Raw genomic sequence first — 25,420 nt, forward strand, 5'->3', positions numbered from 1 at the left:
GGCGGCAGCCTTCCCGTAGTCCGGCCACGAGTGGGCCAACACTCGTCGGGGTGTAGGCAGGCGGGATGGCGGGTACGTCGCGCCCTACCCCTTACCCCTGCTCAGGAGGACGCTATGACCGTCGTACTCGCCGTTGTCTGCAAAGACGGGGTGGTGATCGGCGCCGACTCCCAGATCACCGAGAGCGACCGCGGTCTGAGCTTCCCCGCACAGAAGCTGCACCCGCTGGGCGACTGCGCCGCCTGGGGCGGCAGCGGTGCGCGAGGGGTACTCAACGACCTGCGCCCCCTCCTCCAGGACTCGGCCACCGCCATCCTCGAAGCACCCGACATCGGCGACGAGTTGCAGGAGCGCGTCCTGCCCGTCTTCAAGAAGCACTACGAGAACTACATCCCGGACGTACCAGGCGAGGGCGCCGGCGGCGGGGTGTCGGCGTACCTGCTCGCGGCCGGCTTCAGCCAGGGCGGCCCGTGGATCGTGGAGATCAACCCCAACGGGCTGATCGGCCGCTACGAGGACGTGGGCTTCCACGCCATCGGCTCCGGCGCGCCGATGGCCCAGCAGGCCGGCGCGCTGCTGTCCCACTTCCGGATGACCACGCGCACCGTCGAGTACGGCGTGGTGGGCGTGGTACGGGTGCTGGAGGCGCTGGAGCGGACCTCGCCGTCGGTCGGCGGGCCGTTCAGCGTCGCGTGCATCCGCGAGGAGGGCGCCCACCACCTCGACGAGAAGGAGATCGCCAAGGCGCTGAAGGACGCCGAGCGCTGGCGCGATCTCGAACAGAAGGCGCTCGACGGCCTGTTCGACTGACGCCGGCGCGTGCGAGCAAACCGTCATCCGCGCGGAGGAGCCCGGACAACACGGGCTCCTCCGGTCAATGCGGTGTCGTCAGGCAGGGATCGCGGTGAGGTACCAGAGCTGCCCGGTCACGTTCTGGCACTTGTCGGTGAACGCCGCACCCTTCAGGACGGACGTCGGCGCGAATCGGTTACCTTCCAGGCATTCGCCTTCCTTCTCCCGGAACTTCGTCTGCAGCCGGAAGAGGTTGTCTCCGGCCTTGACCAGCTTCCACTGCTGTCCGGTGACCTCGCGGCACGTGTCCAGGAACGCGGCGCCGCCGAGGACCTTCCCGGCGATCTGGTTGCCTTCGAGGCACTTCTGCTCGCCGAGGAACTTCGTCCGCAGCGTGTAGTAGCCGTCGGGGCGCTTGGTGAGACTCCAGTCCTGCCCGTCAACGTCCTTGCAGGTGTTCTGGAAGGCGGCGCCGGCGAGGGTTGAGTTGCCGTCGACGCGGTTGCCTTCCAGGCACTCGTTCTCACCGCGGAACACGGTATTGAGCTTGTAGTATCCCCCCGCCGAGGCTGGGGCCTGGGCCGCCGGCTGCGCCGCGACATCCACCGTCTTCACGGCAGCGGCGTCTGAACCGTCCACCGGCTTCTCGTTGATGGACGTGTCGACCGCCACCGCGGGCGCGGACGCGGCGGCGGATGCAGAGGCGGATGCCACGCTCGTCGGCGTGGCCGACTCGGACGCAGACGGGCTTGACTCACTGGCCTGCTCGCATCCCGCCGCGGCCATGGCCAGAACCGCCAAGACCACCACAGACTTTCGCATGTTTTTCACTGTCGTTCCCATCAAAGACGATTTTCGATACAATCAGCACGCCTGCAATTGCCGCAATTCATCTGGCCAATCACACGGAACGCTGGTGCCGCAACGGTACGGGTGCTCCTGGCAGCCACAACAGGTCGAGCGGGTGGCAAAATCGCGCCTGTTCGGGGCGGCCCGACTGGTGTGTCGGCTCATTGTGGGGCGCTGGCCGACGACGCCCGGATCCCCCGGTCGGCCGGAACTCTAAACGCGATTAACAATAAGGAAGTCAGGAGTGCCGATCGAATCCCGGGGGCCATCGCCGACAAACTGGATATCCCAAGCATCGGCAACAAGTCACAACATTTTCTTGAATGGCGAAGACTTCCGGTTGTCGCCGTCTCGGACGCTAATGCTCGGCAACAAACGCCCTCATGAACACCGCAAAGGGCGAGCGGCGACGCCGCCGAGCAGGTGGCCCAACCGACCTGGAAGACGGCTCGAGACGGCGCCGGTCACCCGACATCCGGCGCGCTGTTCGCCTGCTGGTCGGTGGCGGGACACAGCAGGTTTCGGGTCCTTCACCCTCGCGGTCGCCCTTGACCCGCCCGACTACTGTCGCAGCGGCTGTTCCTGTCGTCTCGGCGTTGACCACTCGGACGTCTATCTCAACAGCTTCATGAGTGTGTCAGGGACTCGTGACGGGTCTTCTCGTAGGTGTCGGGGCTGACGTTACCCCGACGGCCGTGCCGGCGCCGTGGGCCGCAGAAGCCTTCGACGGATGAGAAGACGACCGTTTCCAGTTCGTGCCGTGACGGCCAGGCGCGGGTGTGGACCAGTTCGGTCGTGAGGGTGGCGAAGACCGTCTCGGCCATGGCGTGTCGCGCCACCGCGGGGTGAGCGCCCACCTCACGATGCGCCCAAGCCACTTGCTGCAGAAGATCAGAAAAAGGCCGTCCCCCACCACGGGAGACGGCCTTTGAACTGGGTGGAGCTGAGGGGATTTGAACCCCTGACCCCCTCGATGCGAACGAGGTGCGCTACCGGTCTGCGCCACAGCCCCTCCGCCGGCGAACCAGCGTCGGTCCCACCCGGCTTTCACCGGGCGGGCCGACGACAAGGCTAACAGGTCGCGCCCCCACGACGCGAACCGCCCCGCCGCCCCGTAGATCTTGGAAGGAAAAGGCCCTCGGAGGGGCCGAAACCTTCCAAGATCGCCACCAGCAAAGCGCCGGCACGAGGTCAGGCGCCTCGGCCGGACTGGTAGGGGCGTCCGCGCAGGCCGCCCGCCCGCCGGTAGGACACCGAGCCGCCGCTTGCCGCCGGTGGCAGGTCCGCGGGACGGTCCAGCCCCATCGCCGTACGCCGGACCGCCTCGCGCTGGGCGGCCAGCCGGCGCTGCGCCTCCCGTCGGGCCGCCGCGCGCCGGGCCTGCTCGCGGCGCACCTCGGCCTGGCGGGCGGCCAGCCAGGCCGCCTCGCGGGCGTCCGCGCGCCGCCGTCGGCGCTCGGCCAGGGCACGCTGCCGCAGGTGTACGACGTACGCGACGAGCAGCGCGCCGGTGACCGAGACGCTGATCCAGAACCCGGGTCCGACGAGCACCACGCCGCCCAATTCGACCAGGTTGAGCAGCAGCAGCGCGGCCAGCACCCGGCGCCGGCGGTAGATCGCCGGGGTGTGCCGTCGCCGGGGCGGGTGCCGTCGGCGGGACTGGGCCGGCACCGCGGAGACGGGCCGGAGCCGCCCGGAGCGCCGGCGCAGTGGCGGTGCGGAGACCGGACGGGCAAGACTGCCCGTGTCGGAGTCTTCACTGAGGGTCACGACGAGGGAGCGCGGCGGGTGCAGCGGTCGCCGCCCGGGCACGGTGCGCCGTCGACGCCGGCGCTGGAGCACCCGCGCCGTCGACTGCGCCCGCTCCGCCACCAGCCGCTCGGTGGCGTCGTACCGGCGGACCAGCGCCGGAGCGAGGGCGAGCAGACCGGCGGCGGCGAGGACGGCGAGGAGCACCGACGTGGGCACCCTCACCCCTCCCGTCACCAAAGTTCTCCGGCGAGCGCCGCCGCCGCAACTTCTTCCGTCTACCGTCGTTTACGGCGCACTTCGTGCGGGCGGGCAGCGCTTGCCACAGCTTGCAGTTACTTGAGGTTACGGGCCGCCGACCCGGTTCACAGTGCGCCGCGCCGGGCGTTCGCCTCAGCGGCGGTTGTCACGTACGCGGTGCCACCGCGCCAGCAAGCCGCCCTCGGCTACTACTTCCTCGCCCGTCATCGCGTATCCGATGTGGTCCCGCCACGCGCCGTCGATGTGCATGTAGCGCACGTGATAGGCCTCCTCGCGGAAGCCGAGTTTCTCCACCACCCGCCGGGAGGGCATGTTCTCCGGCCGGATGTTCACCTCGATCCGGTGCAGACCGCCCGGTCCGAACGCGTGGTCCACGGCGAGCGCCACAGCGGTCGGGATCACGCCGCGACCGGCCACCCTGGAGTCCACCCAGTAGCCCACGTACCCGGAGCAGAACGCCCGCCGCACGATGCTGCCCACGTTCACGTGGCCGACCAGCCGCTCCTGCCCGTTCTCGCGGAGGCAGACGGCGAACGGCATGCCCTCACCGGTACGCGCGGACTTGCGCTGGTCGGCGTGCACCAGGCGGAACGCGGCGGGCGAGTTCGTCTCGTACCAGCCGCCGGGCACATGGGACTCCCACGGCGCCAGCCACTCGCGGTTCGCGCGCCGGATCTCCGACCAGGCGGCGGCGTCCGAACGCCGGTACGGCCGCAGTACCACCGGACCATCCACCAGCACCGCCGGCCACCCCGGCGCCCGCCGGAACCTCACCGAGCCGGCCCTTCGCTCGCGACTGCGGGGCTCGCAAGCTCACTCCTCGCGCTCACCGAGCTTGCCTTTCGCTCACGACTGCGGGGCTCGCAAGCTCACTCCTCGCGCTCACCGGCGCCGGTCCAGCAGGAGCACGTCCACCGTAGACCCGGCAGCCGCAGTGGTGACCCGCTCGCCGAGCACCAGCAGGCCGTTGGCCTCGGCCAGGCCGGAGAGCGTGTACGGGCCACCGGCGAGCGGCTGCACGGTGTACCCGCCGCCGCGCCGCTCGGCCACGTGCGCGGGCCGGAACTCGCGCAGCCCCACCGGGGACGAGACCGTCTCCAGCAGGTGCGCGCGGACGCTCGGCCGGAACACCGGCTCGGCCCCGGCCAGCAGCTGGATGGCCGGGCGGGCCAGCACCTCGAAGCCGATCAGCGCCGCGCCGGGCTCACCGGGAAGACACACCACCGGCACCTCCTCGGCGCCGACCGTACCGAACCCGAGAGCCGTTCCGGGATAGAGGGCCACCTCTGTGAAGGCGACCGGCCCGGCGCGCCCGCCGTCGCGGCGGGACAGGATGCGGCGGACCATGTCGCCGGGACCGGTGCCGGTGCCGCCGGTGGTGATGATCAGGTCGGCGCGCAGCGTCTGGTCCTCCAGCAGGCCGCGCAGCGCCTCCGGGTCGTCGTCGCAGATCCCCACCCGGTACGCGAGCGCGCCCGCCTCCGCCGCCGCCGCGGTCAGCGCGTGCGAGTTGGTGTCCACCACCTGGCCGGGCTGGCTGCCCCGGCCCACGTCCACCAGCTCGTCGCCGGTGGCCACGATGACCACGCGCGGGCTGGGCCGCACCACCACGTGCCCGATGCCGGTGGCGGCGAACACCGCGACCAGGGCCGGTGAGACGTACGCCCCGGCGCGGGCGAGCAGCGTGCCGGCGACGAGTTCATCCCCGGCGCGGCGCAGGCCGTACCCCCGTTTGGGGGCGCGGAAGATCTCGACGGCGGCCATGCCCTGGTCGGTCCACTCCACCGGGACGACCACGTCCGCGCCGATCGGCAGCGGCGCGCCCGCCGCGACCGAGAAGCAGGCGCCGGGGGTGAGCCGTACCGGTCGCCAGCTCGCCGCGCCCAGGTCACCCACCACGTTGAGGCGGATGCTGCGGCCGCCGGGCATACCGGAGGGGGCCGGGACGTAGCCCGGCCCCCGACTCCCACCGGAGATGTCCTCCCAGCGTGCGGCGTACCCGTCCACCGCCGCCTGGTCGAAGGCGGGGTACGAGTGCGGGGCGACCACGTCCTCGGCGAGCACGTTGCCGTACGCCTGGGTCAGGTCGAGGTCGAGTGGAGGCAGCGCGCGTAACCTGCGCAGCACACTGCCCAGGTAGTCGGCGAGCGGCGTCAACTCGTTCGCGGCCGCCTCGGCGTCGGCCGTCGCTGTCATGTATCGGCACCGCCGGACGCGTCGCGGATGCCGTTGAGGACCGCGGCGGTGACCGTCTCGTCGCCGTTGTTGACGAACTCGGTCAGCCACTTGCGGAACTCGGCGCCCAGGTCCTCCCGCTCGGCGGCGATCTGTACCACGGTCTGGAGGTAGCCGAGCGGCATGCCGGTGTCGTAGCGGGTGCCCCGGTAGACGATGGCGTGCACCGGCACCCCCTCGGTACGCAGCAGCTCCATCGCGTCGGTCAGCTGGATCTCGCCGCCGCTGCCCGGTCGGGTACGCCGGATCGCGTCGAAGATCTTCCCGGGGAGCACGTACCGGCCGAGGACGGCGAGGTTGCTGGGGGCGTCCTCCGGGCTGGGCTTCTCCACCATGCCGGTGACCTTGACGACCTCGGCGATGTCGGAGTATTCCGACTCGGCCGGCTCGACCGACGCGATGCCGTAGCGGCTGGTCTCGGCCGGGTCGACCTCGAAGAACGCGAGCACCACGCCGCCGGTGCGGGCCTGGAGTTCCAGCATGGCCGGCAGCAGCGGCTCGGAGGGCTTGACGAACTCGTCGCCGAGCAGCACCGCGAAGGGCGCGTCGCCGACGTGCGACTCGGCGTACCCGACAGCGTGACCGAGGCCGAGCTGTTCCGGCTGGCGGACCGTGTAGATCGCGGCGAGTTCCTCGGTGCGCTTGACCTCGGCCAGCAGCTCGGGCTTCTTGGCGAGCCGTTCCTCCAGGTCCGGCCGGCGGTCGAAGTGGTCCACCATCGAGGTCTTGCCGCGACCGGTGATCAGCAGGATGTCGTCGATGCCGGCCTGGGCGGCCTCCTCGACGATGTACTGCAGCACCGGCCGGTCGACGACCGGCAGCAGTTCCTTGGGAACCGCCTTGGTGGCCGGCAGGAACCGGGTGGCCAGGCCGGCGGCCGGGATCACGGCCTTGACCGCGCGGGAGCGACCGGGGGCCGCTGAGGGGTTCGCTGAGTGCTCCGACATGTCGCGAGACTATCGGCCACGGCTCTGCCGCGGCGGGTGAGGACCGGAAGACGCGCCGCCCTGGACGGTGCCCGCCGGGTCCGCCGCGCCGGCCCGGGGCAGCCCGTCCGGCGGGCTGACACCGGCGGCCACCACCGGGATCTCCTGGGTGGGGACCGGATCGGGTGCCGGGGCGAGCCGGTAGCCGTCGCGTCCGGCGGCCTTCGCCGCGTACAACGCGTCGTCGGCGGCGTCGAGCACCTGCTGGCCGCCGGCCGCGTGGTCCGGGTAGACGGCGATGCCGATGGAGACGGTCACCGGCACCCGCACCGGCTCGTCGCCGTTCCCGTCGACCGCCACCGGCTGGTCGCGTACCACAGCGCCGAGCCGCTCGGCGACGATCGTGGCGCCCCGGGCGTCGGTCTCCGGCAGCAGCACCACGAACTCCTCGCCGCCCTGCCGGAACGCCAGGTCCACCTCGCGGATCACGCCGCGTACCCGGCGGGCGAACTCGACCAGCACGGCGTCCCCGGCGGCGTGCCCCCAGGTGTCGTTGACGTTCTTGAAGCGGTCCAGGTCGAGCGCGAGGACGCTGAGCATCCGGCCGAACCGGTTCGCCCGCTCCACCTCGCGGCGGATCGACTCGCGCAGGTAGCGGTAGTTCCACAGCCCGGTCAGCGGGTCGGTGAGGGAGAGCCGTTGCGCCTCCTCGTGCACCCGGACGTTCTCCACGGCGACCGCGGCGTGCCCGGCGAACGTCCGCAGCGTCACCACGTCGTCGTCGTGGAACTCGTGCCCGCCGAGCCGGTCGTAGAGCACGAGCACGCCGAGCGCCGCGCAGGCCGAGCCGGGCGGGTCGCCGTCGGCGGGCGGATGGCCGGGCCGGTCCGGGCCGCGCGGTTCGGCACCGCCGGGGGTGGCGAACGGCACCGCCACGTACGTCTCGCAGGACGGCTCCCCGGTCGGCGTGTCCGGCGGCGCCCACCGTCCGCGCAGCGGTTCGCCGGTGGCGGCCACCGCGCCGAGCACCCCGGCGCCGACCGGCACCCGCAGCGTCGCCGGGTCGGCCGGGTCGCCAGTCGGCCGGCGTCCGGTCAGACCTTCCACGCACCGGCCGACGAGTACGCCGTCGCCGTCGACCAGCAGCACCGCGCCGGCCCGGGCGCCGGTGGCGGCGATCGCGCTGTCCAGGATCACCCGCAGGATGCGTTGCAGGTCGTGCGTGCTGGCGAGCGTGTCGCCGAGCACTGCGAGGTGGTTGCGGAGCTGGTCACGGCTGCTGGTCAGCGCCGTCACGTAGGTGCCGGTCTCCCGGGTCATCCGGTTGAACGCGCTGGCCAGCCGTCCGATCTCGTCGCGGCTGCGCACCGGCACCCGGGCGCTCAGGTCGCCGCGCGCCACCCGGTCCACCGCGCCGGCCAGCTCACCGAGCGGCCGGGTGGTCACCCGGGCCAGTCGCCAGGCCGCGAGCACTGCGAGCAGGGCGGCGAGCGCGACCGCGGCGATCAGCGCCCCGTACAGGCCGGGCGCGCGCTCCCCCGGCACCGACAGCACCAGCGGCAGCGGCTGACCGGGAGACGGGCCGACCCGGCGCACGTACCGGCCGTCGCCGGTCCCGGTCACCCGGTTCCCGTCCGCCTTGCCGGCGGCGGCCAGCACCGCTGCGCGTACCCCCTGGTCCTCGGTCGTGTGGGTGATGCCGCCGGGGTCGTCGAGGAGGGTGATCCCGACGCCGGTCACGGCGGCGAGCCGCGCCACGAAGGCCCGGTCGACGGGCTGGGCGGCGGCGACCGCGCCCAGGTCGGTGCCGGCCGGGTCGCGGAGCCGGACCTGGGCGGCCAGCGCGGCGACACCGGTGGCGGGCGCGCCGGCGCAGTCCTGCCAGCGCCCGGCCGGCCCGCCGGGCGTGGTGTAGGTGGTGCGGCCGGCGGCGTCGGCGATCAGCACGGCGGCGGCCAGGCCCCGGGCGACCACCTGGTCGGCCGCGCGCGACCGGACGACCGGGTCGCCGACCAGCGCGACCGCGTCGGCCGCCGCGCGGAGTTGCTGGCAGAGTGCGTCGATCGAGGTACGGACACCGGCCGCGGCCAGGCCCAGCCGCTCGGTGGCGCGGCTGTGGTCGACCGCGCTGAGCGTCGCCCCGACGAAGAACGCGCCGAGCAGGACGGGGCCGAGGACCACCGCGAGGAAAGCCGCCGTCAACCGCCCGCGTAGCGTCAATCTTCCCCCCGGAAGTTCCGCTCCCTTGGTGCGATGCTGACACAGAGCGACCATTAGGCAAGCGTTGCGTCAGGAGTGTTGCGTGCCGGAATTTTCGGATGAAGCGCACGATGCGAAGCGGGAGATGCGCATCGCGCTACTCGCCGCGCGCCGGTCGCTGTCCGCGGCCGACCGCGCGGTGGCGGCGGCCGCCGTCCAGGCCGAGCTGGTGACGTTGGTACGACGGCTGCGGCCGGCCAGGATGAGCGCGTACGTGCCGGTCGCCTCGGAGCCCGGCGGGGACGACCTGCCGGACGTGCTGCGGGCCGCGCTGCCGCCCGACGCCGAGTTGCTGCTGCCGGTGCTGCGCGAGGACCTGGACCTGGACTGGGCCCCGTACACCGGCCCGGAGTCGTTGCGCGCCGCCGGCCGGGGCCTGCGCGAGCCGACCGCACCGCCCCGGGGGCGTGCCGCGGTGGCCGGAGCCGCCCTGGTCGTGGTGCCGGCGGTCGCGGTGGACCGCCGCGGCATCCGGCTGGGCCGGGGCGGCGGCTCGTACGACCGCGCGCTGGCCCGGGTGCCCGCCACAGTGCCGACAGTGGCGCTGCTGCACGACGGCGAGCTGGTCGCGGCGGTGCCCGCCCTGCCGCACGACCGCCCGGTGCACTGTGTGATCACTCCGGCGGACGGGCTGGTGGCGGTCCCGGGTGTGGGCCCGGGCGCTTCCGCTGGACGAACCCGGGGGTCATGACGCACCATTGGCACTCGAAGTCCACGAGTGCCAGAAGGCCGTGCCGAAGATCCGGAGGAGAACGTGCCCACGTACCAGTACGCCTGCACCGCGTGCGGCCACCAGCTCGAGGCGGTGCAGTCCTTCTCGGACGAGCCGCTGACCGAGTGCCCGGCGTGTGAGGGGCGGCTGCGAAAGCTCTTCAACTCGGTAGGCATCGTGTTCAAGGGCTCCGGCTTCTACCGTACGGACTCCCGTCCGTCCGGCTCCGACAACGGCGCCTCGACGACGAGCAAGCCGGCCAAGTCCGAGTCGTCCTCGTCGTCGTCGGACTCCTCGTCCTCGTCGTCCTCCTCGTCCGGGTCGTCTTCCTCATCCGGTTCGTCTTCTTCGTCCGGATCCGGGTCGACGGCGAGCAAGGCACCGGCGGCGTCCAGCTCGTCCTGACCCGCTGCTCGCACGCGACACGTGGCCGTTCCCGCTCGGGGGCGGCCACGTTCCGTTCGCGGCGGATGCTCGCCGGCTCGGGGAGGTTGCTGCTCGGCCGGTGGCGGATGCTCGCCACCTCGGCGAGGTTGCTGCTCGGCCGGCGGCGGAAGCTCGCCACCTCGGGAAGTTGCTGCTCGGCCGGCGGCGGAAGCTCGCCACCTCGGCGAGATTGCTGCTCGGCCGGCGGCGGATGCTCGCCACCTCGGCGAGGCTGCTGCATCCGCCAGCCCGGAAGCAGCAACCTCCCCGAGCTGGCGGTCCCAGCCGTACCGGACGTCCGCTGGTGACGGCGGGCCTCCCCCGGGGGAACGGTTTTCCACAGGGCGGCGGGTTATCCACAGGGGCGGGCGATGGGGCGGCGCGCGCCGGGAGGCCGGGCCTAGCCTGCGGGTCGGACGGTTGACCGGCGGCGGGAGGCAGCGGTGGCGGATGGCGAGGCGACGTTGCGTCCGGTCCGCTGGCGCGGGCTGCCCCGGCGCCGGACGCTGCTGCGGGTGACGCTCGTCGCGGTGCTGCTCGGCCTGGCCGCTGCGGTGCTCCGGACGCCGCCGTCCTGCCCACCACCCCGCGTCCTGCCGGCCGCCTCGGCGACGGCGTCGCCGTCCGGCGGCACCCCCGCCCTGCCGGCCGGTGCGGTCGGCGTGCCGATCCGGCTGGCCGAGCCGGCCGCGCTCGCGGTGCTGCGCCCGGGTGCCCGCGTCGACCTGCTCGTCGTGCCGGCCGGCGGTTCGCCCGACCCGACGCTGCTAGCTCCGCGCGCGCTGGTGCTCGACGTGGTCGGCGCCACCGGGGCGGTCGACGGCTCCTCTGCGCTCTACCTGGCGCTGCCGCCGGAGCAGGCCCGGCGGGCGGTCGGGTTGCCGGAGGGCAGCCGCTTCGCCGTGGTGGTACGCGGCTGACGCGATCAGCCCCAGTGCGGGGGGCGTTCGGCGAGCAGCCAGTCGTCGTTGCCGCCGGGGCGCTCGCCCCAGCCCCGGTCGGTGTCGTCGCTGGTCTGCTCGGGCAGCACCACGAAGTCGTCGCTGAGGTCGACCACGCGGTCGTCGTCGTCGCGCGGTGTCCGGATGGCGGGGTCGGTCACGAGCAGCAACGATACCGCCGAACAGGGCGCCGGCTCGATCCCCGGGACCGGCCGGATCGTCCCGAGCCCGGCCGTACCGGGCCGGGAGCCGTCGGAACGCCACACACCGGCGCGACGGGCCGGGGTGGCGGGGATCGACGCGTCGGGCGGCCGACCGGCCCGGGGCGTTGGTAGCGTCGGACGGCGTGACGACGCCGAGCGGTGGCAGCCCCGACGACGAGACCTGGCGACGCCCGGACCAACCGGCACCCGCCGGGGAGAACGCCCCCGGGGCGGTCCCCCGGGACGGCGCGGACAGCGCGGACGCCCACCCGGCCGGTCCCGGATCTCGGCCGGGTGACGCCGGCGGAGACCGTGAACCGGACCGCACCGCCGAACCGGCCGGGACCGCCAGCCCGTGGTCACGCGAGGCGGCCACCGACAGCCCGTGGGCCCGGCCGGAGGCGGCGGGCGGCTGGACGGTGGCCGGCGGCGCGTGGCCGGGGTCGCCCGGTGGTGGCCCGCTTCCCTCGGGGTACGCGGGACCGCCGCCGAGCACGCCTCCGCCGCCCGGCTGGCGGCCACCGGTACACGTGCAGCCGTCACCGCCCCGACGGCTCCCGCCGCAGGACATGGCCGCGATGGACCAGGCGGAGCAGCGCGCGCAGCGGCTCACCTACGGCATCGGGGCAGCCGTCGCAGTGGTGCTGGTGCTGCTCACCTGCCTGCTCTGCTCGCGGGTGCTGTTCTGAGCCGTACCGGTCAGACGACGCCGTCCCAGACCATCTTGGCGCCGCTGTCCCCGGTCAGGTAGACGTACACGATCGCGAAGACCGCGAGCACCGCCACCACGACGGTGAGCACGATCGGGAGCCAGCGGGGCAGGTTCCGGCCCGCGACGAGGCGGCTCGTCGACAGCACGAGCAGCAGCGCCACGACGCCGAGCCCGAGCGCGAACCAGAACAGCGTGTCGCCGTACTCGGCGTGCTCGTGGATCTGCTGGAGCCGGTCCGGCGGGTAGCCCTTCGCGCGCAGGGCCTCCTCCAGCTCCTCGCCGGACTCGGTCGCCACCCAGGCGACGATCGGGGTGGCCACGGCGAGCGCCGCGACCGCCCAGCCGAGGCGGGGCCGCCAGCGGGGCAGCACCCCGTACGCGACGGCGAGCAGTGCCAGCAGCGGCACCAGCACCACCGCCGCGTGGATGACGAGCACGTGGACGGGCAGACCGTTGATTTCCCTGAACACCGACACCTCCGGCGAGTGGGTGGTTTGGCGCGCTCAGCGTACGGCGTGACACCGTCTTCTTCGATACACGCGGGCGCGGCGGTGCCGGTTCACCTGTGGCCCCGGCCACGGGTGAACAACGCTCGCTTGTCGGCCCGCCTGAGCCGTGCTGTCATGGATCCATGTCCACAGGTGAGGAGCTGCTCCGGTCGAAGGGCCTACGGGTCACCCGGCCGCGTCTCGCCGTGCTGGACGTGCTCTCCGCCGGCGGTCACCTGGAGGTCGACGAGATCACCAGGCGGGTCCGCCGGCGGATCGACTCGGTCTCCACCCAGGCCGTCTACGACGTCCTCGGCGCCCTGTCCCGGGCCGGGCTGTCCCGCCGGATCGAGCCGGCCGGCAGTCCCGCGCGGTACGAGGCCCGGGTCGGCGACAACCACCACCACGTGGTGTGCCGGGGCTGCGGGGAGATCGCCGACGTGGACTGCGCGGTCGGCAGCGCCCCCTGCCTGGACCCGAACGTGGCGCACGGCTTCGAGCTGGACGAGGCGGAAGTGACCTTCTGGGGCCTCTGCCCTACCTGCCAGTCCCGCCGCTCCGCCGACGACTGACCGCCGCACCGACGACCGCCGCACGTCGACTGACCGCCGCACCGACGACCACCGCACGTCGACTGGCCGCCGCACCGAGGACGGCCGACGACGGCGCGTGGCACTCTTGATCGGTGGACACCGAAGACCTCGGCCTCTTCGGTCCGGGATCGGTCACGTGGAAGGTGCACGAGGAACCGATCCTGATCGTCGCCGGCCTGCGCTCGCTCTACCTCCAGGCGCTGCACCCCCGCGCGATGGCCGGCGTCGCCCAGAACAGCAACTACCGCACCGACGCCTGGGGGCGGCTCGTCCGCACGGCGACGTACGTGGGAACGACGATCTACGGCACCACCGCCGAGGCGGAGGCGGCCGGGCGACGGCTGCGTACGCGGCACGCCCGGATGCGCGCCACCGACCCGTTCACCGGTGAGGAGTTCCGCGTCGACGATCCGGAGCTGCTGCGCTGGGTGCACGTCACCGAGGTCGAGTCGTTCGTGAGCACCGCCCGGCGGTCCGGGCTGGCGCTCACCGACGACGAGGTGGACGGCTACTACACCGAGCAGCGCCGGTCGGCGGCCCTGGTCGGGCTGGACCCGGACGACGTGCCGGGTACCGCCGCCGAGGTGGCCGACTACTACCGGGACGTACGCCCGCAGTTGCGGATGACCCGGGAGGCGGCCGAGACCGCGGTGTTCCTGACCGCGCCGCCGATCCCGTGGAAGCTCAGCCTGCCGGCGCGGGTCGGCCTGAACCTGGGTCCGCCGCGCTGGGCGTACTTCGGGATCGCCGCCACCGCGCTGGGGATGCTGCCGCCGTGGGCGTTGCGGCTCTACGGCGGGCTGGGCCTGCCCACCACCGCTCTGTCGGCGGACCTGAGCGCGCGGGCGCTGCGGCTGGCGCTGGCCGCGGTGCCCCGGCGCTACCGGGAGGGCCCGTTGCAGCAGGCCGCCAAGGAACGCGCCGCCCGCCTGACCGCGGCCTGACGGCGTCGCGCACTCACTCGGGGTCGGCGAAACGCTCGACTGCGGACTAGGGCTCCTTGCCCGGGGTCTGCGCGCCGGTCGGGCACGTACGCCGGTAGTCGCACCAGCCGCACCGCGGGCCCGGCTCGGTGGGGAACGCCGCGTCGGGGTCGGCGCCGTCGGCCACCGCGCGCTCGGCGGCCATGATGTCGCGGGCGGTGTCCTCGGCGCGGGTGAGCTGCCGGTTCAGGGACTCCGGCGTGTGCTCGTACGCGGCGACGGTGCCGGTCGGCAGGTGGTGCAGCTCGACCCGGCGGCACGGCTTGCGGAACACCCGCTCGGCCGCGTACGCGTAGAGCGCGAGCGCCTGCGAGCCGCGCGCGTCGTCGGCGTCGAGCCCGGTGCGGCCGGTCTTGTAGTCGACGATGACCAGCTCGGGCCGCCCGTCCGGGCCGGGACGCGAGTCGATCCGGTCGGTGCGGCCATTGAACGCGAGCACCGCGGTCTTGACCGCGACCACCCGTTCCACGCCGAGCGGCTCGTCGGCCGGGTCGAGGCCCGCCACGTAGCTCTCCAGCCAGGTCAGCGCCCGCCGGAAGGCGTCGCGCTCCTGCTCGTCGTCGCGGTAGCCCTCGCGGACCCAGGTGCCCTTGAGCAGCGTGCCGAGCACCTCGGGGCGGCGGCGGTCGGGGGCCAGCGCGTACCAGTTCTTCAGCGCGGTGTGGACGCTCGCGCCGAGCGAGTTGTGCGCCCACGGCGGGCCCTTGGGCGGCGCGGGCCGGTCCACGTAGGCGTAGCGGTAGCGGCGGGGACAGTCCGCGTACGCGCCGAGCTTGCTCGGTGTGCAGACGAACAGGCGTTCCGGCATGCCCTCGAAGCCGAGCTGCTCGGACTGCTCGGCGCGGGGTCGGGGAGCCTTGGAGCCGCTGGCTGCTGACTGTCGTCGCACGCGGAGAATCCTGCCATCCGCATACGACAGCGGACGGACCCGCTCAGGCGTTGTTGAGGTACTGGGTCACGAACGCGGCGATCGCGTCGGCGATGAGCTGCACCGCGATGGCGGCCAGCAGCAGACCGGCGATCCGGGTCAGCACCTCGATTCCGCCGGGGCGCAGCACCTTGACGATCCCGCCGGAGAAGCGCAGCACCACCCAGACGGTGACCATCACCGCGACGATGGCGAGCCCGATGGCGAGGTAGTCGACGGCGCCGCCGGCCTGCTGCACGAACAGCATGGTCGCCACGATGGCGCCCGGCCCGGCCAGCAGCGGGGTGCCGAGCGGCACCAGCGCGATGTTGGAGGTGACCTGGTTGCTCGGGTCGTCCGCCTTGCCGGTCAGCAACTCCAGCGCGACCAGGATCAGCAGCAGGCCGCCCGCCGCCTGGAGGGCGGGCAGGTCGACGTGCAGGTACGCCAGGATCGTCTGCCCCGCCACCGCGAAGATCACGATGACCCCGAGCGCCAGCGCCACGGCCTGCCAGGCGGCCCGGTTCCGGTCGCGCGCGGGCAGCGGCCCGGTCAGCGCGAGGAAGATGGGCATCATTCCGGGCGGGTCGACGATCACCAGCAGGGTCACGAAGACCTCGCCGAAGAGCTTGAGATCCACGCGGACACGGTAGCCGTGCCGTCGGATCGCTTCAGCTCGAAGCGACAGGGGTCACCCCGCGGGCCTGCGCGACGATCCGCTCGTACGCCTCGGGGTCGGTGGTGTGCGCGCCGAGCCGGACCGTCTTGTGCGTGCCGTGGAAGTCGGACGAGCCGGTGACCAGCAGTCCCAGGTCGGCGGCGAGCCCGCGGACGTGCGAGCGCTCGACCGGGTCGTGGTCCTCGTGGTCGGCCTCCAGCCCGGCCAGGCCGGCCGCCGCCAGGTCCGCGATCAGCTCGTCCGGCACGATCCGGCCGCGCCTGCTGGCCCTCGGGTGGGCGAAGACGGGCACGCCACCGGCCGCCCGCACCAGCGCCACCGCCTGGAACACCTCGATGTCGTCCTTCGGCAGCCGGTATCGCTCGCCGAGCCAGTCCGGCCCGAACGCCTCGGTGGTGGTGGTGACCAGACCGGCCCGGATCAGCGCCTGCGCGATGTGCGGGCGGCCTACGGTGCCGCCGCCCGCGCCGACCAGGATCTCCGTCCAGCTCACCGGGATGCCGTCGGCCTGGAGCAGCCGGACGATGCGCTCGCCGCGTTCCTCGCGGGCCCGGCGGACCCGGGCCAGTTCCGCGGCCAGGTGCGGCTCGGCCGGGTCGAACAGGTACGCGAGGAGGTGCAGCGGGATCGCCGGTTCGGCGCCGAACCACCGGCAGGAGATCTCCGCGCCGCGGATCAGGGTGAGTCCGGGCGGCAGGGCGGCGACGGCGGGCGCCCAGCCGGCGGTGGTGTCGTGGTCGGTGAGTGCCACCACGTCGAGCCCGGCGTCGGCGGCGGCCCGGACCAGTTCGGCGGGCGTCAGGGTGCCGTCGCTGGCGGTGGAGTGGGTGTGCAGGTCGATGCGGGCGGGGACGCTCACCCGCCCGACGCTACGCCCCGTCCGGCACCGTGGGGACGTCGGCCACCACCACCGGGCGGTCCTCCGGCGCCAGCCCTTCGACCTTCGCGGCCGTGGGCCGGTCACCGGCCAGCACCCGCTCGGGCTTGACCCGGACCAGCCCGCCGCTCGCGTCCACGTGCAGCGCCACGCCGCCCCGGGTCCAGGCCACGCCGCCGGCCAGCACCGGGCCGGCCGGGTGGGTGACCGGGCTGGCCGGGTCGGCCAGGTCCACCAGGAGGGCGGTGCGCGACGTGCCGTTCGCGAGCAGCCACCGGCCGTCGAAGGAGACGGCGCCGAGTCCGTCGGTGGCCAGCTTCAGGCCGCATCCGGTACGCACCGGGGCGAGGTCGCGGGCCGGGTCGAGCAGGGCCAGGCAGAGCTGCTGATCCCGGCCGGCGGCGACCAGGCCGACCACCCGGCCGTCGGGCCGGGTGCCGTAGACGGTGCGGACGGCCGGGTTCACCGGGCCCGGCTGTCCGCCCAGCGCGCGGTCCCAGACGCTCATCCCGCCGTCGCCGGGCTGCCGGATCAGCACGGTGTCGCCGGCGAAGCCGACCGGCACGGCGCCCTCCGGCGCGGCGATCCGGACCGGCGCGATGAGCTGGCCGGCGACCACACCGGCGGCGATCACGTCCGTGCCGTCCCGCCAGGCGACCTGGCGGCCGTCCGGGGAGATCGCCACCGCGTCCGCGGCGGCGAGCATGACCTGCGGCGCGGCGCCACCGACCGGCGCCCACCAGAGGGTACGGCCGGCGACGGTGGCCGCCGAGGTGAGCAGCCAGCCCTCCTGCTCGTGGATCCGCTGCGCCCGTTCGACGCCGCTCACACCGGTCAGCTGCCGCCGTTCACCGCCGCTGGTGTCCAGCCGGTCACCGACGAGCAGGTCGAGTTCGGCGCGGACCGGCCCGAAGCGGGTGACCGAGGACGGCCCGGAGGGCGACGGGGACGGGAAGAGGACGGGCGGGTCGCCGAGCACCACTGTGGGCGTGCCGCCGTCGCCGCCCGGTGCGCTGAACTGGGCCACCCCGGTGGTGACGACAACGGTGGCGACCCCGGCCAGGGCCAGGCCGGTGAGCGTGCGCCGCCGGCCCGTGCGCCGCGCCCGGCGCAGGATCTCCCCGGCCGGGTCGGCGGGCAGCGGGCGGGACGTCGCGACGCGGCGGGTCAGGGTCTCCCGCAGCGCCCGCTCCAGCTCGTCGTCGCTCACGGGGAATGGACGCTCCGGGCTGCCCGTCCGGTTGTCACAGTGGTGCCGGGTGCCGCTCATCGGCTCTTCGCCGGGATCGGGACGGCGGGGCGGACCGGAGTCGCGGGTGGGAGCGGTCGGGGCACCCGGGCGGCGGGCCGTCGCGCCGGGGCACGGGTCGGCTCGGCGCCCCGGGCCGGCGGGACGGACCGGCCGGCTGCGGCGGGCGAGGCAGGCGGGGTCGCGGCGGGCGCGTCGGCCGGCGTGGGCAGGCTCAGGGCCGCCTCGGAGCCGAGCCGGCGGCGCAGCGTGTTCAGCGCACGGGAGGTCTGGCTCTTCACAGTGCCCGGGGAGATCTCCAGCAGCGCGGCTGTCTGCGCCTCGGACATGTCCTCGTAGAAGCGCAGCACCAGCACGGCGCGCTGCCGGGCCGGCAGCGCCTGGAGGTGCCGCCAGAGCGCGTCCCGGTCGAGTTGCTGCTCGATCTCGTCGACGCCGGCGCGCTCCGGCAGCACCTCGGTGGGGCGCTCGCCGTGCCAGCGGCGCCGCCACCAGCTGGTGGACGTGTTGACCATGACCCGGCGGGCGTACGGCTCGATGGCGTCGATACCGCCGAGCCGCTTCCAGGCGAGGTAGGTCTTGGTCAGCGCGGTCTGGAGCAGATCCTCGGCGGTGGCCCAGTCACCGGCGAGCAGGTACGCGGTGCGCAGCAGTGCGCCGGACCGGGCCGCGACGAACTCGCGGAACTCCTCCTCCAGCGGATCTCTGCTCACCACCACACTCATCTCCCCCCGTCCTGCCTGGCAGAATGCCACGGCCTGCCCGGTCGGGTCGATGGCGGAAGGTGTGCAGTTCATCCGATGTTCGGACGAAAAGTTTCAGGCTCCGTCGTCGGCCTTGGCCTCGTCGGCTTCCTTGCCCAGCCGCGCCTCGACCGCCTGCGGCTCGTACATCTCCTCGACCACGCGCAGGTAGAGCTCGTTCGGGTTGGGCAGGTTCTTGATCACTCGGAGTGCCTGTTCCTGACCGGCGGACTCCAGCACGAACGTGCCGTAGTTGAGGGCGCGGCCGGTCGGGCTCTGCTCGTACTTCATGTCGGTGACCCGGGTGAGCGGCATCATCGCGACCTGCCGGGTGATGATCCCGTTGACCACCATCACCCGCTTGTTGGTCAGGATGAACCGGTCGTACCACCAGTCGGCGACCTTCCAGGCCACCCAGCCCATCACGGCGAACCAGAGCAGCACGGCGACGGTGGTCAACGCGCCGACGTCCCGCCCGGCGAGGAAGCCGGAGAGGTAGCCGAGCACGAACGTGGCCGCCACGCCGACGATGATCGGGGTGGTGAGGTGGATCCAGTGCCGCTTCCACTCGCCCCGGTAGCGCTCGGTGGGGAAGAGGTAACGCGCCACGAGCGAGCTGGGCTCGTCCTCCAGCGGCAGCACCCGGCGGGGTGCCATGCCGGAGGCGTCGGACCGCAGCCCGGCCAGCTCGTCCTCGGAGATCGGCTGGTCCGGGAAGCCGTCCGGGTCACGCGTCCAGGCCCGGCCGGACCGCCCCTCACCGGTGTAGGCGCTGCCGTAACCGGCGTCGTCCGCGTCCGCGTACGGGCCGGGGCCGTAACCGGCCGGGTCGTCCGGGTCGATCCGGGGGATCGGCTCGGTGTCGCGCTCCCGGCGTGCCCGGTCGGGGTCGTCCGGGTCGAAGGGTGGACCGGAGGGGCTTCCCATGGGCGGCTAGGCGACGAGGTTGGTGAAGAAGTCGCCGAAGCCCTGCGCGATGTCCATGATGCCGCCGCCGAGAGACTTGAAGACGTCGGCGGCGGAGTTGGGCCGGTACGCAACAAAGAAGATCAAGAATGCGATGCCGGCCCAGGTGAGGACCTTCTTGACCATAGCGGGCCATCCTCTCGCGCGGCGCCGGGTCCGTTTACCGCAGCGGCACCCAGAGTATCAGCATGGTGTCTTACCGTGAATATCTGCGTCCGCTCTCCGACTAGCCGTGGCGAGCCGGTCAGGCCCGCCCGTGCAGGTACGGAGATGGTGCGCCGTACACGAGTTCGGGCGGTGTCCACTCGGTGAGGTCGTGCAGCACGACTTCTTCCGCGAGGAGGTGACCCGCACTCGCCGGCCAGGCTATCGCATGGAGCCACATTCCCCGAGCCTCGCCGGCGTACGCGCTTCGATCCGTTTCGGAGCGGACGAGCCACAGTGGAGTCGGATGGCCGCCCACCCGGATCTTCGCGTGCGGCAGGCGCTCGGGATGACCAGGGCCGGGATCGGTGAGCGCCTCCTCCACCTGTGGGCCGGGGTCGGGTCCGGGCAGTCCCGCGAAGCGGGAACCGAGACCGACGCCGGGTTCCTCGGCGACGAAGATCAGGTCGGCCGGGCCACCGTCCAGGGGGGCCGGACCGGCGCAGGCGACGAGCGTGGCCCGTACGCCCGCGCGGTCGTCGCCCGCCCACGCCACGCCGGTGAGCGTCCAGCCCGGCGGGAGCGGCCACGGGCACCACAGCGGCATCCGGAGCCGGCCTGCCGGGTCGGGGTCGGCGGCCATCCGCTCCACCACGCTGGCCATGATCTCGGCACTGATGTGCTCCGGCACGTGCAGCGGCGCGACCGGGCCGCAGCGCACGCACCGGTGCTCGGCGTGCATCAGATCCGGCTCGCGCACCGGGCCCGCGCACTTCGGACAACTCACCGCGACAGTCACACCCTCACCGTCACCCCGGACCCGCGAGGCGTCAAGCGGGGCGGGCCGACGAACGTGGGATTTCCGTCCGGCGGTGGACCCACGCGGCGTTCAGTCCGGCGGCGGCCCGGCGTACGACCGGATCCAGGCGTGCATGGCGATGCCGCTGGCCACGCCCGCGTTGATGGACCGGGTCGAGCCGTACTGGGCGATCGAGAACAGCGCGTCGCACGCCGACCGGGCCACCGCCGACAGACCGGGCCCTTCCTGGCCGAACAGGAGCACGCAGCGGCGCGGCAGCACCGCGGTCTCCATCGGCCGGGAGCCGGGCAGGTTGTCGATCCCGACCACCGGCAACCGCTCGTCGCGCGCCCACGCGACGAACTCCTCGATCGTCGGGTGGTGCCGGACGTGCTGATAGCGGTCGGTCACCATGGCGCCCCGCCGGTTCCACCGCCGCCGCCCGACGATGTGCACCTCGGCGGCGAGGAAGGCGTTGGCGTTGCGGACCACGGTGCCGATGTTGAAGTCGTGCTGCCAGTTCTCGATCGCCACGTGGAAGTCGTGCCGGCGCCGGTCCAGGTCGGCCACCACCGCCTCGCGCCGCCAGTAGCGGTAGCGGTCCACCACGTTGCGCCGGTCCCCGGCGGTGAGCAGCTCCGGGTCGTAGCGCGGGTCCTCCGGCGGGTCACCGGGCCACGGCCCCACACCCACGTCGAGCTGGTCGTCGGTCACGGTTGCCGAGGGTACGGCCCGGCGGCGTCCCCGGTCAGCGCAGGTCGAGCGCGCCGCCCAGCCGGTCGAGGAAGCGTGTGTCGGCGGGGCTCGACGCGGTCTGCCCGGCCCGGCACACCCGGGCGGCGACCGACTCCACCCACTGCCGGTACGCCGCCGAGTCGGCCGGGTCGGCACGGCGGCGCAGCACCCGTACCGCGGCCCGGGCGGCGGCCAGCAGGTCGACCAGGTCGGTGAGGCGCTCGTCCCGCTCGGTGGTCCCGTCGTGGCGGGCGTAGATGGCGGCCACCACGGCGCGGACGAGATCGCTGTCGAAGGCCCGGCCGGCGGCCACCGCGTCCAGGCCGGCCAGACCGGCGGCGACGCCGCGCGGCGGGCGCCCGGGTCCGGGTGAGGCGGCGGCGACGAGGACGCGGCCCGGCAGGTCGGTCAGCAGGTCCCACTCCGCCGCCGAGTAGGCGGCGGTGGTGAGCGGTGCGGCACGGCGACCGGCGGAAGGCGGCTCTCCGGCTACGGAGTGGCTCATGGGAACCTCCAGCCCGAGCATATGCCCCCGGACGAGGTCCGGGCCCCGTCCCCGCCGAACGGAGAACGAGGCCCGGTGGCCGGACGGACGCGAGGTCAGCGCGGCTCGGGGAAGCTGGGACGCTCCGGGTCGACGCCGTCCGGGACGGCGGCGGCCGCGTACTCCTTCTTGGGGACCATGACCTTGCGGCGGAACACACAGACGAGCGTGCCGTCCTGGTTGTAGCCGCGGGTCTCGACCGCGACCACGCCGCGGTCGGGCTTCGAGGCCGACTCCCGCTTGTCCAGCACCGTCGTCTCGCCGTAGATGGTGTCGCCGTGGAACGTCGGTGCGACGTGCCGCAGCGACTCGATCTCCAGGTTGGCGATCGCCTTGCCGCTGACGTCCGGCACGGACATGCCCAGCAGCAGCGAGTAGATGTAGTTGCCGACCACCACGTTGCGCTTGAACTGCGAGGCGGACTCGGCGTAGTGCGCGTCCATGTGCAGCGGGTGGTGGTTCATGGTGAGCAGGCAGAAGAGGTGGTCGTCGTACTCGGTGACCGTCTTGCCCGGCCAGTGCCGGTAGACCGCGCCGACCTCGAACTCCTCGTAGTAGCGGCCGAACTGCATCCTTGTCCCCTTCACGGGCGGCGATGGAGTTCGGCACAGCATGCCTTATCGCTTGTTAAGGCGAGGGGCGGGGCGCTCGCCCGGCGGAAATGTCACACCGGGGGCCACCGAGGTCCGGACGCAATGAGCGGCGGGGCCCTCCCCGGCACCCGCCGCCCACGCTCTGATGCGAAGAATTCTGCCGTACGACCACCCGTCGCCGACAGAGACGGAGGTCACATTTACCTTTTCGTAACACTACTCAAAGTAACCGACACGAGGTCGATAAGCGATCTCCGCAGGCCGGATAGATGCTCGTCAAGCCCGAAGTTACCGAGACGTAGCGGAAACTGAGAGTGATCTCCTTGGAAACGCTCCCATCACGTCCCGTCACGCAAGTGCGGCGTGCATTTGCGTTCCGCACGAACGGAGCCAACAGATGGTGTTCGATGTGCTCAGGGTCACCGTCCCGGCGCTCAGCGTTTCGTCACCCCCGCGGCGGGAATTCGGACGGACTGACCCTGGTTCCACCGGACGTACGACAATCCGCGGTGATCGGAGAGAGCAAATGGCAACGGTTGAGCTGACCACGGCCAACTTTGACGAGGTGACCGGGCGCGACGGGATCGTCCTGCTCGACTTCTGGGCGGACTGGTGCGGCCCGTGCAAGCGCTTCGCCCCGGTCTACGAGCGCTCCTCGGAGAAGCACCCGGACATCGCCTTCGGCAAGGTCGACACCGAGGCGCAGCAGGAGCTGGCGGCGAAGTTCAACATCAGCTCCATCCCGACGATCATGGCGATCCGTGACGGTGTGATCGTCTTCGCCCAGCCGGGCGCGCTGCCGGAGTCGGCGCTGGAGAACCTCATCGAGCAGGTCCAGGCGCTGGACATGGACGACGTCCGCAAGAAGCTGGCCGAGCACAACCACTGACGTTCCACACGCCGCCGGCCGGTGCCCCGCTTCGGGCGCCGGCCGGCGGCGTTTCCGTACCGCGGCGGACTCGCTTGCACTTTGTTCGAACACGTGTTCGAATGAACTCCATGCGCTGGGACAACCTCTCCGCTCCCCCGGACGAGGGGACTCCCGATCGGGCGGCGCCGGCGGCTCCACCCCTGCCGCTGGCGCTGCCCGGCGCCGTCGCCCGCACGTTCGACACCCCGGGCTTCGCCGGCATGACCTTCTACGAGGTCCACGCCAAGTCGATCATCAACCGGGTGCCCGGCCAGTCACGCGTGCCGTTCGAGTGGACGATCAACCCCTACCGGGGCTGCTCGCACGCCTGCGTCTACTGCCTGGGCGGCGACACACCGATCCTGATGGCCGACGGCCGCACCAGGGCGATCAGCGAGCTGGAGCCCGGCGACCGCATCTACGGCACCCGGCGGCGCGGCGCCTACCGCCACTACGTCGTCACCACGGTGCTCGACAAGTGGTCAACGGTGAAGCGGGCCTACCGGATCACACTGGCCGACGGCACCACGCTCGTCGCCAGCGGCGACCACCGGTTCCTCACCGAACGCGGCTGGAAGCACGTCACCGGGACCATGCGCGGCGGCGGACGCCGTCCGCACCTGACCACCCGTAACCGCCTGCTCGGCACCGGCGGGTTCGTGGTGGCGCCGAAGCGCTCGGCCGACTACCGCCGCGGCTACCTGCACGCCCTGGTCCGCGACGACGGCCACTCCGGTCACCGGCGCGACACCCGGTTCCGGCTGGCCACCGCCGAGGCGGAGGCGCTCGACCGGGCCGAGCGCTACCTGACCGACGCGGGCGTCACCGTCGAGCGGGCCACCGTCGTCCGGGTCGGCCGCCGGGCGACGACCACTGTGGTACGCACTTCCGGCCCGGCCGACGTCGTCACCGGGCTGTTCGAGCCGATCGACGAGACGACTGACGACTGGGCGCTGGGCTACCTGGCCGGCATGTTCGACGCCGCCGGCACCTGCCACCGGGGCGTGTTCCGGATCAGCGTCGCCGACGACGAGAGCCGGGACCGCGCGGCCGGCGCGCTGGACCGGTTCGGCTTCCGGTGGGCGCTCGACGTGCCCGGCGCACCGGGAGCGGCGCGTCAGCTCCGGCTGACCGGCGGGCTGCCGGAGCGGCTGCGCTTCTTCCACCTCACCGACCCGGCCGTCACGGCCCGGCGCTCGATCGAGGGCATGGCGCTCAAGTGCGCGGCGCGACTCCAGGTGACAGCCGTCGAGGATCTCGGCCTGGAGCTTCCCCTGTGGGACATCACCACCGGCACCGGCGACTTCATCGCCAACGGCGTGGTCAGCCACAACTGCTTCGCCCGCAACACCCACACCTACCTCGACCTGGACCCGGGCGCCGACTTCGACCGCAAGGTGATCGTCAAGGTCAACGCCGGTGAGCTGGTCCGCCGCGAACTGGCCGCGCCTCGCTGGCGCGGCGCGCACGTCGCCATGGGCACCAACGTGGACTGTTACCAGCGGGCCGAGGGCCGCTACGGCCTGATGCCGCCGATCATCGAGGCGCTGCGGGACTTCGCGAACCCGTTCTCCATCCTGACGAAGGGCACGCTGCTGCTGCGCGACCTGCCCCTGTTGCGCCAGGCGGCCGAGGTGACACGGGTCGGGCTGTCGTACTCGGTGGGGTTCGTCGACGAGGCGCTCTGGCGGGCGGCCGAGCCTGGTACGCCGAGCCCGCGCCGCCGCCTCGACGCGGTCCGCACCCTCACCGACGCCGGTTTCTCCGTCGGCGTGCTGATGGCGCCGATCCTGCCCGGCCTCAGCGACGACGAGGAGTCCATCGACGCCACTGTCGCGGCAGTCGCCGCCTCCGGGGCGGCGAGCGTGACGCCGCTGCCGCTGCACCTGCGGCCCGGTGCCCGGGAGTGGTACGCCCGCTGGCTGGCCCGGGAGTTCCCCCACCTGGTGCCCCGCTACCGGCAGCTCTACCAGGCCGGCTCGTACGCGCCGCAGGCGTACCAGCGGGAGGTGACAGCGCGGGTGCGGATGGCGGCACGCCGACACGGGCTGAACCGCGGCGAGACCGGCGACAACAGACGGCTGCCCGAGACCCCGCCGCCCGCACCGGCCGCCGAACAGCTCTCCCTGCTCTAGCGACCGGGGG

At 73.1% G+C, this 25,420-nt stretch carries 28 protein-coding genes and 1 tRNA gene; 8 read left to right on the plus strand and 21 right to left on the minus strand.

Annotated elements, in window-relative coordinates; genetic code table 11:
• Nucleotides 1–114 precede the first annotated feature (114 nt).
• Nucleotides 115–810 carry a 20S proteasome subunit A/B gene (locus FHX31_RS26595; RefSeq protein ID WP_013283920.1) on the plus strand — a complete coding sequence of 232 codons (696 nt, stop codon included), beginning with the start codon at nt 115–117 and terminating at the stop codon, nt 808–810.
• Nucleotides 811–888: 78 nt separating this feature from the next.
• Here the strand turns inward: FHX31_RS26595 and FHX31_RS26600 are convergent, their stop codons facing one another.
• From FHX31_RS26600 to FHX31_RS26630, 7 genes are all read right to left on the minus strand, one after another.
• Nucleotides 889–1,635 carry an RICIN domain-containing protein gene (locus FHX31_RS26600; RefSeq protein WP_184977391.1) on the minus strand — a complete coding sequence of 249 codons (747 nt, stop codon included), beginning with the start codon at nt 1,633–1,635 and terminating at the stop codon, nt 889–891.
• A 944-nt stretch (nt 1,636–2,579) separates the two neighbouring features.
• Nucleotides 2,580–2,653: transfer RNA gene (locus tag FHX31_RS26605), tRNA-Ala, on the minus strand.
• Between the two features lie 179 nt (nt 2,654–2,832).
• A complete protein-coding gene (gene sepX / locus FHX31_RS26610) occupies nt 2,833–3,615 on the minus strand; it encodes a divisome protein SepX/GlpR (RefSeq protein ID WP_176739738.1) in 783 nt (260 codons plus the stop codon).
• 168 nt (nt 3,616–3,783) lie between these two features.
• Complete coding sequence (locus FHX31_RS26615; RefSeq protein ID WP_013283916.1) at nt 3,784–4,425, minus strand: GNAT family N-acetyltransferase; 642 nt, start codon at nt 4,423–4,425, stop codon at nt 3,784–3,786.
• Between the two features lie 108 nt (nt 4,426–4,533).
• Nucleotides 4,534–5,847 carry a molybdopterin molybdotransferase MoeA gene (locus tag FHX31_RS26620; RefSeq protein ID WP_013473918.1) on the minus strand — a complete coding sequence of 438 codons (1,314 nt, stop codon included), beginning with the start codon at nt 5,845–5,847 and terminating at the stop codon, nt 4,534–4,536.
• Nucleotides 5,844–6,833, minus strand: coding sequence for a UTP--glucose-1-phosphate uridylyltransferase (locus FHX31_RS26625; protein WP_013283914.1), 990 nt, complete (start codon nt 6,831–6,833; stop codon nt 5,844–5,846). Before FHX31_RS26625 ends, FHX31_RS26620 begins: the two co-directional genes overlap by 4 nt.
• A gap of 9 nt (nt 6,834–6,842) precedes the next feature.
• A complete protein-coding gene (locus FHX31_RS26630) occupies nt 6,843–9,032 on the minus strand; it encodes a GGDEF domain-containing protein (protein ID WP_049794804.1) in 2,190 nt (729 codons plus the stop codon).
• 82 nt (nt 9,033–9,114) lie between these two features.
• On the opposite strand from FHX31_RS26630, the gene FHX31_RS26635 reads away from it, so the two are divergent.
• Nucleotides 9,115–9,762 carry a 5-formyltetrahydrofolate cyclo-ligase gene (locus tag FHX31_RS26635; RefSeq protein ID WP_013473916.1) on the plus strand — a complete coding sequence of 216 codons (648 nt, stop codon included), beginning with the start codon at nt 9,115–9,117 and terminating at the stop codon, nt 9,760–9,762.
• A gap of 218 nt (nt 9,763–9,980) precedes the next feature.
• Here the strand turns inward: FHX31_RS26635 and FHX31_RS32875 are convergent, their stop codons facing one another.
• Nucleotides 9,981–10,202, minus strand: coding sequence for a hypothetical protein (locus tag FHX31_RS32875; protein WP_041784115.1), 222 nt, complete (start codon nt 10,200–10,202; stop codon nt 9,981–9,983).
• Nucleotides 10,203–10,652: 450 nt separating this feature from the next.
• On the opposite strand from FHX31_RS32875, the gene FHX31_RS26645 reads away from it, so the two are divergent.
• Nucleotides 10,653–11,129, plus strand: coding sequence for a hypothetical protein (locus FHX31_RS26645; protein WP_013283910.1), 477 nt, complete (start codon nt 10,653–10,655; stop codon nt 11,127–11,129).
• Nucleotides 11,130–11,134: 5 nt separating this feature from the next.
• On the opposite strand, the gene FHX31_RS26650 is transcribed toward FHX31_RS26645, so the two are convergent.
• Nucleotides 11,135–11,311, minus strand: coding sequence for a hypothetical protein (locus tag FHX31_RS26650; RefSeq protein ID WP_174361685.1), 177 nt, complete (start codon nt 11,309–11,311; stop codon nt 11,135–11,137).
• A gap of 185 nt (nt 11,312–11,496) precedes the next feature.
• On the opposite strand from FHX31_RS26650, the gene FHX31_RS26655 reads away from it, so the two are divergent.
• A complete protein-coding gene (locus tag FHX31_RS26655) occupies nt 11,497–12,042 on the plus strand; it encodes a hypothetical protein (RefSeq protein WP_091330257.1) in 546 nt (181 codons plus the stop codon).
• A 10-nt stretch (nt 12,043–12,052) separates the two neighbouring features.
• Here the strand turns inward: FHX31_RS26655 and FHX31_RS26660 are convergent, their stop codons facing one another.
• Entirely contained in the window at nt 12,053–12,535 is a 483-nt protein-coding gene (locus tag FHX31_RS26660; protein ID WP_013473913.1) for a DUF2231 domain-containing protein, read from the minus strand.
• Between the two features lie 161 nt (nt 12,536–12,696).
• Between FHX31_RS26660 and FHX31_RS26665 the strand changes: the two genes are divergently transcribed.
• Both FHX31_RS26665 and FHX31_RS26670 read left to right on the plus strand, forming a co-directional pair.
• Complete coding sequence (locus FHX31_RS26665) at nt 12,697–13,125, plus strand: Fur family transcriptional regulator (protein ID WP_091330258.1); 429 nt, start codon at nt 12,697–12,699, stop codon at nt 13,123–13,125.
• 113 nt (nt 13,126–13,238) lie between these two features.
• Nucleotides 13,239–14,090, plus strand: a complete 852-nt coding sequence (locus tag FHX31_RS26670) for an oxygenase MpaB family protein (RefSeq protein ID WP_091330259.1) — start codon at nt 13,239–13,241, stop codon at nt 14,088–14,090.
• Between the two features lie 46 nt (nt 14,091–14,136).
• Here the strand turns inward: FHX31_RS26670 and FHX31_RS26675 are convergent, their stop codons facing one another.
• From FHX31_RS26675 to FHX31_RS26725, 11 genes are all read right to left on the minus strand, one after another.
• Nucleotides 14,137–14,937, minus strand: coding sequence for a RecB family exonuclease (locus tag FHX31_RS26675; RefSeq protein WP_221489435.1), 801 nt, complete (start codon nt 14,935–14,937; stop codon nt 14,137–14,139).
• A gap of 124 nt (nt 14,938–15,061) precedes the next feature.
• Nucleotides 15,062–15,676, minus strand: coding sequence for a MarC family protein (locus tag FHX31_RS26680; protein ID WP_013283903.1), 615 nt, complete (start codon nt 15,674–15,676; stop codon nt 15,062–15,064).
• 31 nt (nt 15,677–15,707) lie between these two features.
• On the minus strand, nt 15,708–16,574 hold the full coding sequence (locus FHX31_RS26685; protein WP_184977393.1) for a PHP domain-containing protein: 867 nt from the start codon (nt 16,572–16,574) through the stop codon (nt 15,708–15,710).
• A gap of 10 nt (nt 16,575–16,584) precedes the next feature.
• On the minus strand, nt 16,585–17,802 hold the full coding sequence (locus FHX31_RS26690) for a hypothetical protein (protein ID WP_486481706.1): 1,218 nt from the start codon (nt 17,800–17,802) through the stop codon (nt 16,585–16,587).
• 56 nt (nt 17,803–17,858) lie between these two features.
• Nucleotides 17,859–18,566, minus strand: coding sequence for a SigE family RNA polymerase sigma factor (locus FHX31_RS26695; RefSeq protein ID WP_184977395.1), 708 nt, complete (start codon nt 18,564–18,566; stop codon nt 17,859–17,861).
• 93 nt (nt 18,567–18,659) lie between these two features.
• Complete coding sequence (locus tag FHX31_RS26700) at nt 18,660–19,511, minus strand: PH domain-containing protein (RefSeq protein ID WP_013473907.1); 852 nt, start codon at nt 19,509–19,511, stop codon at nt 18,660–18,662.
• Nucleotides 19,512–19,517: 6 nt separating this feature from the next.
• Nucleotides 19,518–19,676, minus strand: coding sequence for a hypothetical protein (locus FHX31_RS26705; protein ID WP_013283898.1), 159 nt, complete (start codon nt 19,674–19,676; stop codon nt 19,518–19,520).
• 118 nt (nt 19,677–19,794) lie between these two features.
• Nucleotides 19,795–20,493 carry a DUF6758 family protein gene (locus tag FHX31_RS26710; protein ID WP_316250298.1) on the minus strand — a complete coding sequence of 233 codons (699 nt, stop codon included), beginning with the start codon at nt 20,491–20,493 and terminating at the stop codon, nt 19,795–19,797.
• A gap of 90 nt (nt 20,494–20,583) precedes the next feature.
• Nucleotides 20,584–21,207 (minus strand): TrmH family RNA methyltransferase, encoded by a 624-nt coding sequence (locus FHX31_RS26715; protein WP_013473905.1) that lies wholly within the window; start codon nt 21,205–21,207, stop codon nt 20,584–20,586.
• A gap of 34 nt (nt 21,208–21,241) precedes the next feature.
• Complete coding sequence (locus FHX31_RS26720) at nt 21,242–21,733, minus strand: hypothetical protein (protein ID WP_013473904.1); 492 nt, start codon at nt 21,731–21,733, stop codon at nt 21,242–21,244.
• 95 nt (nt 21,734–21,828) lie between these two features.
• Nucleotides 21,829–22,344: a MaoC family dehydratase gene (locus tag FHX31_RS26725; RefSeq protein WP_013283894.1), complete on the minus strand. Its 516-nt coding sequence runs from the start codon at nt 22,342–22,344 to the stop codon at nt 21,829–21,831.
• Between the two features lie 547 nt (nt 22,345–22,891).
• Here FHX31_RS26725 and trxA point away from each other — a divergent pair.
• Nucleotides 22,892–23,254 carry a thioredoxin gene (trxA, locus tag FHX31_RS26730; RefSeq protein WP_013283893.1) on the plus strand — a complete coding sequence of 121 codons (363 nt, stop codon included), beginning with the start codon at nt 22,892–22,894 and terminating at the stop codon, nt 23,252–23,254.
• 110 nt (nt 23,255–23,364) lie between these two features.
• Complete coding sequence (locus FHX31_RS26735) at nt 23,365–25,410, plus strand: intein-containing Rv2578c family radical SAM protein (protein WP_184977861.1); 2,046 nt, start codon at nt 23,365–23,367, stop codon at nt 25,408–25,410.
• Nucleotides 25,411–25,420 lie beyond the last annotated feature (10 nt).

Source organism: Micromonospora sp. CNZ286 (genome assembly GCF_014207755.1).

What these genes read in the sequence shown, in the direction of transcription:
- FHX31_RS26595 (WP_013283920.1), top strand. Translation starts at nt 115, where the DNA reads ATGACCGTCGTACTCGCCGTTGTCTGCAAAGACGGGGTGGTGATCGGC.
- FHX31_RS26600 (WP_184977391.1), bottom strand. Translation starts at nt 1,635, where the DNA reads ATGGGAACGACAGTGAAAAACATGCGAAAGTCTGTGGTGGTCTTGGCG.
- FHX31_RS26620 (WP_013473918.1), bottom strand. Translation starts at nt 5,847, where the DNA reads ATGACAGCGACGGCCGACGCCGAGGCGGCCGCGAACGAGTTGACGCCG.
- FHX31_RS26625 (WP_013283914.1), bottom strand. Translation starts at nt 6,833, where the DNA reads ATGTCGGAGCACTCAGCGAACCCCTCAGCGGCCCCCGGTCGCTCCCGC.
- FHX31_RS26665 (WP_091330258.1), top strand. Translation starts at nt 12,697, where the DNA reads ATGTCCACAGGTGAGGAGCTGCTCCGGTCGAAGGGCCTACGGGTCACC.
- FHX31_RS26675 (WP_221489435.1), bottom strand. Translation starts at nt 14,937, where the DNA reads ATGCCGGAACGCCTGTTCGTCTGCACACCGAGCAAGCTCGGCGCGTAC.
- FHX31_RS26695 (WP_184977395.1), bottom strand. Translation starts at nt 18,566, where the DNA reads ATGAGTGTGGTGGTGAGCAGAGATCCGCTGGAGGAGGAGTTCCGCGAG.
- FHX31_RS26700 (WP_013473907.1), bottom strand. Translation starts at nt 19,511, where the DNA reads ATGGGAAGCCCCTCCGGTCCACCCTTCGACCCGGACGACCCCGACCGG.
- FHX31_RS26705 (WP_013283898.1), bottom strand. Translation starts at nt 19,676, where the DNA reads ATGGTCAAGAAGGTCCTCACCTGGGCCGGCATCGCATTCTTGATCTTC.
- FHX31_RS26720 (WP_013473904.1), bottom strand. Translation starts at nt 21,733, where the DNA reads ATGAGCCACTCCGTAGCCGGAGAGCCGCCTTCCGCCGGTCGCCGTGCC.
- FHX31_RS26725 (WP_013283894.1), bottom strand. Translation starts at nt 22,344, where the DNA reads ATGCAGTTCGGCCGCTACTACGAGGAGTTCGAGGTCGGCGCGGTCTAC.
- trxA (WP_013283893.1), top strand. Translation starts at nt 22,892, where the DNA reads ATGGCAACGGTTGAGCTGACCACGGCCAACTTTGACGAGGTGACCGGG.
- FHX31_RS26735 (WP_184977861.1), top strand. Translation starts at nt 23,365, where the DNA reads ATGCGCTGGGACAACCTCTCCGCTCCCCCGGACGAGGGGACTCCCGAT.